At 71.1% G+C, this 13721-nt stretch carries 11 protein-coding genes; 4 read left to right on the top strand and 7 right to left on the bottom strand.

Annotated elements, in window-relative coordinates; genetic code table 11:
* Positions 1–35: 35 nt before the first annotated feature.
* A complete protein-coding gene (locus tag FJ091_01455) occupies positions 36–797 on the bottom strand; it encodes a glycerophosphodiester phosphodiesterase family protein (protein ID MBM4382011.1) in 762 nt (253 codons plus the stop codon).
* Positions 798–844: 47 nt separating this feature from the next.
* Between FJ091_01455 and FJ091_01460 the strand changes: the two genes are divergently transcribed.
* Both FJ091_01460 and FJ091_01465 read left to right on the top strand, forming a co-directional pair.
* Entirely contained in the window at positions 845–1858 is a 1014-nt protein-coding gene (locus FJ091_01460) for a cytochrome-c peroxidase (protein MBM4382012.1), read from the top strand.
* A gap of 24 nt (positions 1859–1882) precedes the next feature.
* On the top strand, positions 1883–3373 hold the full coding sequence (locus FJ091_01465; protein MBM4382013.1) for a right-handed parallel beta-helix repeat-containing protein: 1491 nt from the start codon (positions 1883–1885) through the stop codon (positions 3371–3373).
* Between the two features lie 12 nt (positions 3374–3385).
* On the opposite strand, the gene FJ091_01470 is transcribed toward FJ091_01465, so the two are convergent.
* The 4 genes from FJ091_01470 to FJ091_01485 form a co-directional block, all read right to left on the bottom strand.
* Positions 3386–4060: a TVP38/TMEM64 family protein gene (locus FJ091_01470; protein ID MBM4382014.1), complete on the bottom strand. Its 675-nt coding sequence runs from the start codon at positions 4058–4060 to the stop codon at positions 3386–3388.
* A gap of 3 nt (positions 4061–4063) precedes the next feature.
* The gene (locus tag FJ091_01475; protein MBM4382015.1) at positions 4064–5134 is read right to left on the bottom strand and encodes a zinc-binding dehydrogenase; all 1071 of its coding nucleotides are present in this window, start codon (positions 5132–5134) and stop codon (positions 4064–4066) included.
* Between the two features lie 73 nt (positions 5135–5207).
* The gene (locus tag FJ091_01480) at positions 5208–7013 is read right to left on the bottom strand and encodes a PAS domain S-box protein (protein MBM4382016.1); all 1806 of its coding nucleotides are present in this window, start codon (positions 7011–7013) and stop codon (positions 5208–5210) included.
* Positions 7010–8824 carry a PAS domain S-box protein gene (locus tag FJ091_01485; GenBank protein ID MBM4382017.1) on the bottom strand — a complete coding sequence of 605 codons (1815 nt, stop codon included), beginning with the start codon at positions 8822–8824 and terminating at the stop codon, positions 7010–7012. Before FJ091_01485 ends, FJ091_01480 begins: the two co-directional genes overlap by 4 nt.
* 117 nt (positions 8825–8941) lie before the next feature.
* Here FJ091_01485 and FJ091_01490 point away from each other — a divergent pair, with 117 nt between their 5' ends.
* Positions 8942–9832 (top strand): peptidyl-prolyl cis-trans isomerase, encoded by an 891-nt coding sequence (locus FJ091_01490; GenBank protein ID MBM4382018.1) that lies wholly within the window; start codon positions 8942–8944, stop codon positions 9830–9832.
* Positions 9829–11034 (top strand): HupE/UreJ family protein, encoded by a 1206-nt coding sequence (locus tag FJ091_01495; protein MBM4382019.1) that lies wholly within the window; start codon positions 9829–9831, stop codon positions 11032–11034. Before FJ091_01490 ends, FJ091_01495 begins: the two co-directional genes overlap by 4 nt.
* Before the next feature lie 226 nt (positions 11035–11260).
* Here FJ091_01495 and FJ091_01500 read toward each other — a convergent pair whose 3' ends face one another.
* Positions 11261–12862 carry an alkaline phosphatase gene (locus FJ091_01500; protein ID MBM4382020.1) on the bottom strand — a complete coding sequence of 534 codons (1602 nt, stop codon included), beginning with the start codon at positions 12860–12862 and terminating at the stop codon, positions 11261–11263.
* A complete protein-coding gene (locus FJ091_01505; protein ID MBM4382021.1) occupies positions 12859–13554 on the bottom strand; it encodes a crotonase/enoyl-CoA hydratase family protein in 696 nt (231 codons plus the stop codon). Before FJ091_01505 ends, FJ091_01500 begins: the two co-directional genes overlap by 4 nt.
* Between the last annotated feature and the right edge of the window lie 167 nt (positions 13555–13721).

Here is a 13721-nt window from a genome sequence, read left to right on the forward strand (position 1 = left end):
CCGGCACTCGTCCTGCGTCCAGGATGAAGAGATTCTCAGGGCGCCGCCGCGCCGCACAGCTCCGGCCGATCCGTCAGCACGCCCGTCACGCCCAACACCTTCATCGCCTCGATCTCCTCGCGCGGCGCGCCGCCCATCAGCGCCCACGCTTCGGCGCCGAGGGCGCGCACGCGCTGCGCGAGCTGAGCGTCGCGGCGCAGCCAGGCGGGCTCGAGGCGGATGATCGCGGCGCCGGCGCGTGCGAAGGGCTCGGCGTCGCGGGCGTCTTTGGGAAACGCGAGCGTGCGCGGTCGCGGCGACTGCACGTGGGCCTCGCGCAGGGAGTCGACGTCGCGCACGCCGAGGATCAGCGCGTGCGCAGCGTCGTGCTCGTGCGCGATGCGCAGCAGGTCGCGCAGCGGTACGTCGCGCGTCTTCACGTCGACGAGCACCGCGGCGCGCTCCTGCGCGAGCAGGGCAAAGGCCTCCGCCAAAGTCGGCACTCGCTCGCCGTTGCCGGCGTCGAGGCCGCGCAGCTGCGCAAGGGTGAGTCGCGCGACGAGGCCGCGGCCGTTCGTGGTGCGCTGCACCGTGTCGTCGTGCATCACCACGAGCGCGCCGTCTGCGCTCCTGCGCACGTAGAGCTCGACGCCATGTGCGCCGCGCGCGAGCGCGTGGCGAAACGCGGCGAACGTGTTCTCGGGGATGCCGCGCACGATGCCGCCGCGGTGTGCGAAGCACGAGAACGCGGGCTCGCTCGCGCGCGCGGCGAGCGCGAGGCCTGCGATCGCGAGGGCGATGAATACGCGCAAACCCATGCGCGCATCTTCCCACGCGCGCGCCGAGTTCGTCACCCTGCGCGGCGATGCGCGCACGCATGCGGCTCCCGTTCCTCGCAGCGGCCCTCGCGTTGGCTGCGGCGAGTGCGTTCGGCCGCGACTTCCCGGCGATGCCCGGCGAGCCGCCGACACCCGAGCGCGCCGCCCTCGGGCGCCTCTTGTTCTTCGATCCGGTGCTCTCGCGCGACGGCTCGCTCTCGTGCGCGCATTGCCATCGCCCCGATCGCGGGCTCGCGGACGGGCTCGCCAGAGCGCGCGGCTTTCGCGGCGCCGTGCTCCAGCGCAACACGCCCACGCTCTACAACGCCGCGTTCAAGGCGCGCCTGATGTGGGATCGCCGCGCGAGCTCGCTCGAGGAGCAGGTGTTGCTGCCCCTGCTCGCGGAGGACGAGCTGAACGCGGATCCGCGCGAGCTACTCGCGAAGCTCGCTGCGGTTCCTGCGTATCGCGCTCAGTTCGCGGCGGTGTTTCCGGGCGACGCGAACGCGATCTCGCTCGCGAACGTCGCGCGCTCGCTCGCGGCGTTCGAGCGCACGCTCGTCTCACGCGCGTCGCGCTACGACCGCTACGCGCGTGGCGAACGCGAGGCGCTGAGCGCGAGCGAGCGCAACGGGCTCACGCTGTTCCGCTCGCTCACGACGCGCTGCTTCGAGTGCCATCGTCTGCCCACGTTCGATGCGCCCCTCGCGCTCTCGATCGGCGTGCCATCGGGCGACCTCGGCGTGAGCGCGATCAGCGGGCTCTCTGCGCAGCGCGGCTTCTTCGGCGTGCCCACGCTGCGCAACGTCGCGCTCACGGCGCCGTACATGCACGACGGCTCGCTCGCGACGCTCGAAGACGTCGTCGCGTTCTATCGCGAAGGCGGCGGGCTCGCGCAGGGCGTGCCGGCGGCGCGGCTGCACGAGTTCATCCGCCCGATCGAGATGAGCGACGCGGAGGCGGCCGACCTGGTTGCGTTTCTGCGCGCGCTCACGGATGAATCTGCGCGCCCGGAGGTTCCCGAGCGCGTGCCGTCGGGGCTGCCGCTGCTCGCTCCCTAATCACTCGCCGGACTGGAGATCGCCATGACCTCGCGGATTCGATGCGCCTCACTCACGTTGCTGTGCGGGCTCTTCACGCTGCCTGCACTCGCGGAGACGATTCGCGTGCGCGCGGGCGAGTCGATCCAGAGGGCGATCGAGAAGGCGCCGCCGGGCAGCGTGATCGAGGTGGAGGCGGGCACGTACCACGAGGCGCTCGTCGTCGACACGGCGGGCATCACGCTGCGCGGCCTCGTGAGCGGCGCAAAGCGGCCCGTGCTCGACGGCAAGGGCAAGCTGAACGACGGGGTGATCGCGTCGGGCAGCCCGTTCACGATGAGCGGCTTCGCGGTCCAGCACTACAAAGGCAACGGCGTCACGACGCAGCAGGTCGACGGCGTCACGCTCACGGATCTCGTGATCGACGACACCGGGCTCTACGGCGTGTACCCGATCCAGTCGCGCAACATCGAGATCACGCACTGCTCGGTCACGCGCATCAGCGACGCGGGCATCTACGTGGGCGAGTCCGAGCGCGCGGTCGTCGCCTACAACGCCGTGTTCGGGAACGTCGCCGGCATCGAGATCGAGAACACCAACGACGCCGACGTGCACGACAACGTCGCCTACGACAACACCGCGGGGATTCTCGTGTTCGTGCTGCCCGGCAAGGTGCTGAAGGAGGCGAAGCGCAATCGCGTGCACCACAACTGGGTGCTCCACAACAACACGCCGAACTTCGGGGACCCCGACGCGATCGTGGGTCAGCTGCCGTACGGCATGGGCATTCTCGTGATGGGCGCCGACGACACCGTGGTCGAGGACAACTGGGTGCGCGGCAATCACTCCTCGGGAATCGGCGTGATCCGTCTCGCGCGCGAGGAGAGCGCGAAGGACCCAGAGCTCGAGCCGCTGGCCGACGGCACGCGCGTGCTCTTCAACTACGCCGTCGGCAACGGCACGAAGCCGCACCCCACGATCGAGAAGCGCTACGGCGGCGGGCTCGACTTCGCGTGGGACGGCACCGGCAAAGGCAATTGCGTCTCGCTGCCTGATTCGTCGCTTCGCCGCGGCGTTCCGCTCGGGCCCTGCCGCAACGCTTCAGGAGCGCGCCGCGACGAGAGCGCAGGAGGCCGTCGCAGCGCCGCGGCGCTGCCCGAGCGACGGACCCTCGCGGCGCCGCCATCCGCGCACCACGCTTCCGCCCTCGACGCGCTCTTCGTCGCGAGCGATGCGCCGCCGCCGGATCTGTCGGGTGCTGACGCGGTGGTTCACATCCGCGCGATGTCGTATCAGCCGAAGCACCTGCGCGTGAAGCGCGGCGCGACGGTGGCGTGGGTGAACGACGATCTCGCCGTGCACACGGTCACGAGCGGCCACGAGCGCACGCCCACCTTCGCGCCGCTGCAGTCGCCCGTGATGACTCGCGGGCAGGTGTTTCGGCACGCCTTCCACGAGGCGGGGCGCTTCGAGTACCTGTGCCTCCCGCACATGGATCAGCTGCCGATGCGCGAGGCCACGGTCACGGTCGAGTAGCGCGAGAGCGCCTCAGTCCTCCGCGCCGGCCCCTTCGCGCAGCCGGCGCGGCGTGCGCCGGAACCACCAGCGGTAGGCGAAGTAGCCCGCGATGCAGACGACGATCGCGATCGGCCAGAGCCGGACGTCGCGCTGTTGCTCGAGCCACTGGATGATCGCGCGCCCGAACACCACGAACGCGGTCATCGGCGGGATGAAGCCGATGATGCTGCCGAGCACGAACGGCACGAAGCGCACGCCCGCGAGCGCGAGCGCCCAGTGCGCGGGCGCGGCAAGGCCGAACAGCACGCGCACGAGGATGACGGTGCGCAGCGGATGCTCGCGCGCCGTCGCGGTGAAGGCGCGCAGCCGGGGCGGCAAGCGCTGCTCGAACTTGTCGCCGAGCACGCCGCGCGCGAGCACGAACGAGACGACGCCCGCGCCCGTGGCGCCGAGCACCGACATCGCGACCGCGAAGCTCGTCTCCCACGCGAGGCTGGCGGGCAGCACGAACACCGCGCCGGGCACGCCGAACGGGTCCAAGGCCGCGAACGCGGCGACGTAGAGCACGGGGCCCCACACGCCGGACTCGTTGAGCAGGCGGTGGATGTTGTCGTGCGTGACCCAGTCGAACGCGCCGAATCGCCACGCGAGCAAGACCACGGCGGGCGCACCGAGGGCGAGCGCGATCCTCTTCCATGCGCTCATGCCCTAGCGCTCCGGGAACAGGCTGCAGTGAATCGCGTCTTCGCCCGGCACCTGCCGCGCGAGCGTGCGAATCGCCTGCTCGGCGTCGCGCAGCGAGAAGTCGTGGGTGTGCATCTTCTCGAGCGCGACCTTGCGCGACTCGATCAGCCGGATCGCGCTGCGATAGGCGGAGGACGTGACGCCGATCGCGCCGCGCACGGAGATCTCCTTCATCACGATCTTGTCGCTGATGAAGTTCTCGATCGGGCGGAAGCCCTTCACGCCGGCGAGCACGACGGTGCCGCCGGGCGCGCAGTAGTCGAGCGCGTCGCGCACCGGTGCGGTGGCGTACGAGGAGACGTCGACCACGACGTCGGCGCCGCGTCCGCCGGTCGCGTTCAGGATTCGCTCGCGCGCGTTCTCGTTCTCGACGTCGATCGTCACGTCCGCGCCGTACTCGCGTGCGAGCGCGAGCTTCGCGCGATCGGCAGCGAGCCCCGTAACGACGACCTGCGCCGCGCCCGCCTCGCGCGCGGCGAGCACGCACGCGAGGCCGCGCTGGCCGGGTCCCAGCACCACCACGGAGTCGCCAGGCTTCGTCTGCGGAATCTCCACGGCCCAGCGGTAGCCCGCGCCGAGCGGGTTGAAGAGCGCGGCGATCGCGGGCGCGAGCGTGGGGTCGACCTTGTGCACGACGGTGCCCTCGTCGAGCACCATGTACTGCGCGTAGCCGCCCCACAGGCCGTGCTCGACCGAGATGGGGATGTAGGAGTAGATCCGCCGCTTCGCGCACAGGTGCGACTTGCCCGCGAGGCACATCGCGCAGAAGCGGCACGAGATCATGTTCTCGACCGCGACGCGGTCGCCGACGTCGACGCCCCAGCGCCGCGCGGCGCCGTCGCCGATCGCCTCGATCACGCCGAGCGGCTCGTGGCCGGGGATGCAGTCGTTCGGCGTGCGCAGCTGGCCCTCGAACTGCTCGTAGTCGCTGCCGCAGATGCCGCACGTCTCGACGCGCAGCAGCGCGCGGTCGCGCCCGATCTCGGGAATCGGCAGCTCGCGGGCCACGAGCCTCCTCGGCTCGGCGAGCACCATCGCGAAGGACTTGCGCGTCACTCGGTCTCCTCGGGCCGCGGAGTGTACGGGCGCGGCGGGCGAGGAGGGGCGTTCATTCGAGAGGATCTTTGCGAGCGGGGAGGTGCACGGAGAACGTCGTGCCCTGTTGTTGGTTCGAGCGCACCTCGATGCGTCCGCCGTGCTCCTGCACGATCTGCCGCGCAACGTAGAGCGCGAGACTCGGCTCTTCGCCGCGCACCTTCGCGAAGGGCTCGAACAGGCGCGCGCGCTCGGCGGGGGGAATCGGCGCTCTGTCGTCCTGCACCACGACGAGCACCTCGTCGCCGTCGGCGGTCGTCGATGCGCGCACGATGCTCGCGCCACTCGCCCTGTGCATCGCCTGGACCAGCAGCGTGAGCATCACCTGCGCGAGCTGACCGGGCGCCCCGACGATCGAGGGCACTTCGCCGAGCTCGAGCCGCACCTCGCACGAAGACTCCGAGCGCGTCACGGCGAGCCGCGCCGCGTTGTCGAGCAGCGCGTTGACGTCGGTCGCCTCGCGCTGAGCGCTGCTCGAGTGCGAGAACTCGCGCAGATCGCGCACGACCGCGACTGTGCGCCCAACGCTCGCGAGTGAGCTCTGGAGCAGCTGGCGCAGCTCCGCGACCTGCGGGAGCGCGGGGGCGCCCGGCGCGTTCGCGGCGACGCTCTTCGAAAGCGCGTCGACCTCTTCCGCGAGCATCGACAAGTTCGCCCGCACGTACGCCATCGGGTTGTTGATCTCGTGAGCGATGCCCGCCGCGAGCTGTCCCACCGCTTCGATGCGCTGCGCGTCTTGCAGTCGCCGCTCGATCGCACGCTGCTCCGTCACGTCTTCTATCACGGCGAGCGCGCCGGTGATCGCGCCTTGCGCGCTCCGCCGCGGCGTCACCGACGCTCGCGTGATGAGTCGCCGGCCCCACCACGAGTCGAACTCGAACTCGGAGGAGAACGACTCGCCCGTCTGGAGCGAGCGCGCCAGCATCGGCGAGAAGCCCGAGCGCTCGGCGTTCTCCTCGTGAAGCACGTCGAATGCGCTCGCGAATTCCGTGAAGGTCGAACCGAGCATCGAGAGCAGCTTCGCGTTCGCGTGCTCCAGCTCGCCGCGCGCATTCACCGACAACAGGCCGATCGGCATGTTCTCGACGACATCGCGGTAGCGCGCCTCGCTGTCGGCGAGATCGCGTGAACGCCGCTCGGCCTGCGCGACGAGCTCGCTCTCGAGGCGGAACTGGTGGCGCATGACCAGGTGGCCCAAGCCGATCGCCATCGCGAGCAGCGCGAACTCGACGAAGCCGGCGTAGGAGGTGAGGGCAATCTCGTTGGCGAGCGAGAGCGCGGCCATTCCTCCGTAACCGACGAGCAGCGCGGCCAGCACGCGCTTGTCGTGCGCCGGCAGCTCGCGGGCGCGCACGAGCTCGCGCCCGCACCAGCCGAGCGTGGCGACGATGCCGAGGCCATAGAGCGGAACGATGTCGCCGCGGACGGCTCGGAAGAGAGCCGCGCCGTCCGCTCCCTCCAAGGCGACCGTGTCGCCCGTGATCACCCAAGGCGAGAGCACGGGCAGCAGCGAGAGGGGGAGGATCGCCCAGGACAGCCGCCTGATTCGCGCGGCCCCGCTGCATAGACTCTCGACGAAGCACAGGATCGTCCACATCACTGGCACGGCGGCGCCGGCCGCGAGCCTCGCGAGCCACACCGCAGACTCGGCGCTCTGCGCGTGGGTCTCGAACAAGCGCAGCGTGGCGAAGAGCGCTGCAGAGATGGCCCAGCTTCCCGCCCAGGAGCCCGGACCCGCCGTCTGGAAGCCGAACCAGAGGCGCATCATGCCGAGATAGTCGCACATGCCCACCGTCATCAGGAGCAGCGCTTCACTCACGGCTGCGCCCCTGCGGCCCCGGCGCGCGGTTCGATCGGGAGCGAGACCTCGAAGGTCGCGCCTTCCGCGGCGTCGGCGCGAAAGCGGATCTCGCCGCCATGTTTCTGGACGATCTGATACGAGAGGAACAGGCCGAGGCCCGTGCCCTGACCCGCGGGCTTGGTCGTGAAGAACGGCTCGAAGAGCCGGTCGCGATGCTGCGGCGAGATGCCGGCGCCGTCGTCGGACACGCGCACGCGCACGCAGTCGCCGTCGCGCTGCGTCTCGATCCACACGTGGCCGCGCTCGGGCGCAGCTTGCACGGCGTTGACGATGAGGTTGAGGAAGACCTGGCGCAGCTGCCCCGAGTTGCCGGTGACGAGCGGAATCTCGGCGTAGCGCTCGACGAGCTGCGCGCCGCGCCGCTGTGTGCCCGCCATGCGCGCGACGCCGGCGAGCAGCTGGTTGAGATCGACCGGGGCGATCGCGAGCGAGCCGCCGCTCGAGATCTCGCGCATGTCGCTCACGATGCCGAGCGCGCGCTGCACGCCTTCAGCGGCTTCGTCGACGAGCTGCTCGATCTCGCTGAAGCGTTCGCGCTGCTCTTCGGTCGCGCTGGGCGCGAGCTGCTTGCGCACGTCGTCGCACGCGCTGCGCACGCGCGCGAGGTTGTCGCGCACGCTCTCCATCGGCGCGGTGATGCCGCGTGCGATCCCGCCCGCGAGCTCGCCCACCGACTCCATCTTCTGCGACTGGCGCAAGCGCGATTCGATCGCGCGGCGCTCCGTCACGTCCTCGAGCAGCATCAGCGCACCAGCTACCTCGCCGGCGGAATCGCGCTGCGGGGCGACGATGAAGTGGACGTCGATGTTGCGCCCTCGCGTCGTGGCTTGGCGCGTCTCGGCGGAGATCGCCTTGGCGCGCTCGATCACGCTCTTCACGAGCGCCGCGGCGCCGTTGTCCCTCGTGAGCGGGAGATCCTGCAAACTCGCGCCGGGTTCCGACGAGCCTACCGGGAGCTCGAACATCTCGTAGATGCGCGGGGTGACTGTCAGCACCTTCCCTGCGCGGTCGATGCACACGATTCCGACCTTCGAGCTTTCGACCAAACCGCGGTAGCGCGCCTCGTTCTCGACGAGCTGCGCGGTCTTCTGGGCAACCAGCGCTTCGAGATCGCTCTCGAGCCGGCCTTGGCGGCGCGCGACGAGCCGACTTGCGCCGATCGCGACGACGGCCGGGGCGAACTCGCCGATGGGCGCGACCGGCAAGCCAAGAGTGGCCGCGACGTTCGTGGCGCACATCGCGGCGTAGATCACGAGCGCCACGATCAGCGTCCGCCTCTCCAAGGGCGCGAGGTTCGTCGCACGCGCGAGGCGCCAGGTGATCCAGCCCTCGGTGCCGAGCAGATACGCGGCGAACAGCGGCATCAGCGGGCCCGCGACCGAGCCGTGGTACGTCGTGCCGAGATAGGACTCTCGTTCGACGATCTCGCCCGTGAGGATCCACGGGGAGAACAGCGCTAGCGCTGCAAACGCGAAGCTGGCCACGCCGAAGCTGCGCAGGAGACGCGGGCTGCGTGGCGTCTCCGTGAGCTCGCTGGTGAAGCGCAGCAGCGTCCACACGAACTGCGTCCCGATCGCGGCAGCGCAGCGCGTGGCGGCGTTGGCGTACTCGGGAAGCTCGAGCTGAACGATCCGCGCCGCGGCGAAGCCCGCCGCCGCAAGCGCCCACGCGGCGAGCCACGCGTGCGCCGCGCCCGCGCGCCGCATCCCGTAGTGGAAGAACGCGACGTAGAGGCACACGCCGATCGAGATCAGCAGAAAAGTTTGCATGGAGAGAAGCTGCACCCGGCCCCTCCCGGCCCGGAAGGCTTTTCGGCGCAGGCCGCCACGCGCGTGAGGGCGATTTCGTTGACCGCAACATGCGCTTCCCCGTACGGTTGCGCGTCCATGTCCGCCGCCGACCCGAATCCGAGCCGCAGGCCGCTGGCGTTGCTCGTGCTGGGCGCAGCGGCCGGAATCGCGGCGGCGGGCTACGGCGTGCTTGGCCCGGGCAGCGAGCGCGCACTCCCGAAGGGCGCGGTCGCGAGCGTGAACGGAGTCGCGATCTCTGCGGACACCTGGACGCGCCTCGTGGAGGGCTTCGAGGCCGACACGCGCGAGGCGGCGAGCGAGGAGATGCGGCGGCGCATCCTCGATCGCCTGATCGAGGAAGAGCTGCTCGTGCAGCGCGGCCTCGCGATGGGCCTCGCCCAGAACGATCGCCGCGTTCGCGCCGACATCGTGCAGGCGATGATTCGCTCGGCGGTCGCGGAGTCCGAGACCGAGACACCCAGCGAGCGCGAGCTGCGCGCGTTCTACGAGGAGCAGCGCGCGTTCTTCACGACGCCAGGCCGCGTGCGCATCGAGCAGCTCGTGGTGCCGGTGAAGGACGCTGCGGCCGACTCGCGCGCGCGCGCGCGTGCGGACGACGCCCGCGCGCAGCTCGCGAGCGGCGCTTCGCTCGCGAGCGTTCGCGACGCGCTCGGCGCCGCGGAAGTGTCGCCCGTGCCCGATGCGCTGCTCCCGCCCGCGAAGCTGCGCGAGTACGTGGGGCCCAGCGTGCTGCGCGTCGCGCTCGCTACGCCGCCCGGCGAGTGGAGCGCGCCCGTGCGCTCGGGCGCCGGCTACCACGTGCTGCGCGTGCTCGAGCGCGAGCCCGAGCACACGCCGCCGCTCGACGAGATGCGCGAGCAGGTGCAGGCCGAGTGGGTGCGCCGCGGCGGTGATCGCGCGCTGCGGAGCTATCTCGACGAGCTGCGGGAAGACGCGGACGTGCAGGTCACGGACGAGCTGCCGTGAGCGCGCGCGTCTGGCTCGGATTGTTAGGGGGCGCGCTGCTGCTCGCCAGCTCCGCCGCGGCGCACACGCGCAGCACGTCGTACTCGACGTGGGCGATCGACGGCGTGGCCGCCACGGTGCGCTTCGACATCCCGCAGTACGAGCTCACGCGCCTGCCGTGGGGAATCGTGGCGCCGCCCCGGCTGCCGCCCGAGCTCGCGACCTATCTCGTGGGCGCGCTGCGGCTCGAGGCGGGAGGGGAAGCCTGCGCGGTGGTCGAGCCGCCGCGTGCGCTCGCGGCGCCGGCGGACCGCGCCGTGATCGAGTGGAGCGTGCGCTGCGCGCGCTCGGACGAGCTCGCGATCGTGAGCGAGGTGTTGCAGGAGGTGGCGCCGAGCCACCTGCATTTCGCGAAGCTGCGCGGCGAGCGCGTGGTGGAGCGGCTGCTCACGTCCGCGTCGCCGCGCTGGGAGCTGCCGCGCGCCGAGGGCGAGGCCAAGCCCGCACTCGGAAGCAGCTTGCTCGAGTACGTGAAGCTCGGCGTCGAGCACATCCTCACCGGCTACGACCACCTCGTGTTTCTGCTCGGCCTCTTGTTGTTGGCCGCGCGCGCGAGCGAGGTCGTCACCGTCGTCACGGGCTTCACCGTCGCGCACTCGATCACGCTCGGGCTCGCGGCGCTCGGCCGCGTGCACCCGGACGGCGCCGCGGTCGAGGCGCTGATCGGTCTCTCGATCGCGATCGTCGCCACCGACAACGCGTGGCTCACGAGTGCCCGCCCGCGAGCGCTGCCGCGCGCGATCACGCTCGGCTTCGCGGCGCTCGCGCTCGCAGCCGCGCTCGGCGCAGGCGCGATCTCGGCCACCACCTACGCCGGCCTCGCGCTGTTCGCGGCTTGCTACTTCGCATTGTTGGCGCGCAGCGAGCGGCCCGCGCGGCTTCGCTTCGCCGTCGCGTTCTGCTTCGGGCTCGTGCACGGCTTCGGCTTCGCCGGCGTGCTCGCGGAGTTCGCGCTGCCGCAGGATCGCCTGCTCGCCGCGCTGCTCGGCTTCAACGCCGGCGTCGAGCTCGGTCAGCTCGTTTGCGTCGCGCTGTTCTTCACGCTGGCTTGGCTCGCGGCTCGCTTCGTGCGCGACGCTGCGCGAGCTCTCGCGCGCGATGTCGCGAACGCCGCGGTTTGCTGCGCGGGCGTGTACTGGTGGGTCAGCCGCGCCTTCGCGTGACGAGGCGTGCGGCTTTGCCCGCCTGGCTTCGTTGCGCGGCGCTCGCCGTATGCCGAATACGTCTTCGCGCCGCGGCGCCTCGCCAGGCGGGCAAATCCGCACGCCTCGGCTAGGCGTGCGTCTCTTTGCCCGCCTGGCTTCGTTGCGCGGCGCTCGCCGTGTGCCGGATACGTCTTCGCGCCGCGACGCCTCGCACGGCCTCCGCGCTCGCTGGTGAGCCCGGGGTCTAGAACGCCGGCGCGTTCGGATCCGTCGGCGTCTCCGCCCAGCCCAGCGCGGTCACGATCGCGTGATAGATGTAGTTCTGTTCGCGCACGCCGGTGAACATCTCAGCGCCGGGGCCGCCTGCGTAGATCGCGACGTCCTCGCCGGCGTGCATTCCGGCGAAGAGCGGCGCCAGGGCTTCTTGCATGTAGTCGGGCGCGGTGGTGTCGACCTCGCTGAGATCCGGGCGAGGCACGTAATCGCCCTGATAAGCCGGCATGTAGTGCGGAAACTTCTTCGGGCCGGCGGGCTGAAGGTTGCTCTCGGACGCGTGACCGGGGCCTGCGGGATAGCTGAGTGTCGTGAGCGGGCGGCCGAACGCATCGGGCAGCGGCGCGGGCATCGGTTCGCCGTCGGTTCCGTTGATCACGAGCTTGCCGAGGATCGGATTGCCACGGACGGCGTAGCCGGACATCACGAGCGGCTGGCTGTGATCCGAGGTGACGACGACGAGCGTGTCGTCACCGGTCATGTCGAGCGCGCGCTGCACCGCGCGCGACAGCTCGATCGTCTCGGTGAGCGCGCGGTGCGCGTTGTGGCCGTGATGGGCGTGGTCGATCTTGCCGCCCTCGACCATCAGCACGAAGCCGCGCGGGTTCTTCGAGAGCAGCTGGATCGCCTTCTCGGTCATCTCCGTGAGCGACGGCTCGCCCGCGGTGTCCTGCGCGCGGTCGATCTCGAACTCCATGTGGCCCGCGTCGAACAGCCCGAGCACCTGCGTCGTCGTCGCCGGGTCGAGCGCGCGGAGCTGCTCCGCGTTCCACACGTAGGCGCCGCCGCGGCGCGCGGCCCACTCGGCGGGCAGATCGCGCTCGTCGAGGCGCGCGCCGGTCCTGTCCACGTCCTCGGGGTCGGGCTGATTCGCGCCGAGGAAGAACGCGCGCCCGCCGCCGAGCGCGACGTCGATGCCGTCGCCACTCGCGAACTCGACGAGCTGCCGCGCCAGATCGGGGAAGCCCGCCGCGCGCGCCGCCTCGGAGAGCTTCGCGTCCGTCTCCCACTCGCGATGCGGCGCGTGCGCATAACAAGCCGCCGGCGTCGCATGCGTGAGCGTCGTGTTCGTGACGACGCCAGTCGCGAGCCCGCGCTGCTCGGCCTCCTCGATCAGCGTGGGCACGCTGTGCGAGGCGACCGCTGCGAAGTCCCCGAGCTTCACCGTCTCGTCCACGCTGAGCGAGCCCGCGCGCGTCTTCACGCCGGTCACGATCGCGCTCATCGTGCCCGATGACTCGGGCACCTGCTGGTTCGTGTTGTACGTGCGCGAGAGCGCGGTGAACGGCAGTCGCTCGAACGAGAGCCAGTGATCCTCGCCGAGGCCGCCCGCCTGCTGACCCGCGAGGATGCGCGCGGCCGTCACGGTCGAGAGACCCATCCCGTCGCCGACGAAGAGGATCACGTTCTTGGCGCGCCGAAAAGCGCTGAGCTGCGCGCGTCGCTCAGCGGCGGCTTCACGACCGGCGCGAAACCAGGGGTCGTTCTCGCGGGCGTTCGGCGCAGGAGTGTCCGCGAGTGCTGGGAGCGCGGCAGTGATCAGGCCCAGCGCGAGCGCGGCGACGGGCCTCACGGCGTCGTCCAGCTCGCCATGTCTTGCGCGAGCGTGGCGCGGACGTGCTGCATCATCGGGCCGAACAACTTGCGCTTCGTGCCGCGATACGCGGCGCGGTTCAGCTTCGTGAGCGGCTGCGCCGCCGCGAGCGCCTCCGCCTCGAGCTGCTCGGGCGCGACGACGCGGTCGAGGTAGCCCGCGGCGAGCGCGCCGTCGGGGTCGTAGACCTCGGCGAGGTTCGTCGCGCGCGCGAGGTGCTCGCGGGCGATGCGCGCGCGTGCGAGCTCGAGCGCGAACACCGGCAGCGTGAGCCCGATCGCGACCTCGTTGAGCCCGATCTTGAACGCGCCGCGCGCACCCACGCGGTAATCGCTCGCGAGCAGCATCAGCGCGCCCATCGCGAGCGCGTGTCCGCTGCACGCGGCGACGACCGGCACGTCGCTCTCCAGGATGCGCACGAGCAGCTCGCCGCCTGCGGTGACGAGCGCGCGCGAGGCGTCGATGCCTTGGTTGATCACGGAGAGATCGAAGCCCGCCGAGAAGCGCCCGGGGCGCCCTAACAGCACGGCGGCGCCGGCTTCCTTTTCCGCGCGCCCGAGCGAGCCGTTCAGCGCGTCGATCGCCGCGTGCGACACCGCGTTGGCGCGGCCGTCGTCGAAGGCGAGAACTGCAACTCCGTCCCGAAGCTCGTAGCGAACGATTTCCGTCATGGGCGCGCAGGCTATCGCGTTTGCTTCGCTCGGCTTCGCCTCGCTGCGCGCTTCGCTTGCGCGTTTTCTCCGCTCGGCTTCGCCTCGCTGCGCGCTGCGCTTGCCGCGTTCACTTCGCTCGCCTGCGGCTCGCTGCGCGCTTCGCTTGCGCGTCGGGCTCCGCTCGG

The organism is Deltaproteobacteria bacterium (assembly GCA_016875395.1).
Classification (GTDB): Bacteria; Myxococcota_A; UBA9160; order UBA9160; family UBA6930; genus VGRF01.

Excerpts from the sequence above, each read along its gene's own strand:
- FJ091_01455 (MBM4382011.1), bottom strand. The coding sequence starts at position 797 with ATGGGTTTGCGCGTATTCATCGCCCTCGCGATCGCAGGCCTCGCGCTC.
- FJ091_01470 (MBM4382014.1), bottom strand. The coding sequence starts at position 4,060 with ATGAGCGCATGGAAGAGGATCGCGCTCGCCCTCGGTGCGCCCGCCGTG.
- FJ091_01505 (MBM4382021.1), bottom strand. The coding sequence starts at position 13,554 with ATGACGGAAATCGTTCGCTACGAGCTTCGGGACGGAGTTGCAGTTCTC.
- FJ091_01460 (MBM4382012.1), top strand. The coding sequence starts at position 845 with ATGCGCGCACGCATGCGGCTCCCGTTCCTCGCAGCGGCCCTCGCGTTG.
- FJ091_01465 (MBM4382013.1), top strand. The coding sequence starts at position 1,883 with ATGACCTCGCGGATTCGATGCGCCTCACTCACGTTGCTGTGCGGGCTC.
- FJ091_01490 (MBM4382018.1), top strand. The coding sequence starts at position 8,942 with ATGTCCGCCGCCGACCCGAATCCGAGCCGCAGGCCGCTGGCGTTGCTC.
- FJ091_01485 (MBM4382017.1), bottom strand. The coding sequence starts at position 8,824 with ATGCAAACTTTTCTGCTGATCTCGATCGGCGTGTGCCTCTACGTCGCG.
- FJ091_01475 (MBM4382015.1), bottom strand. The coding sequence starts at position 5,134 with ATGGTGCTCGCCGAGCCGAGGAGGCTCGTGGCCCGCGAGCTGCCGATT.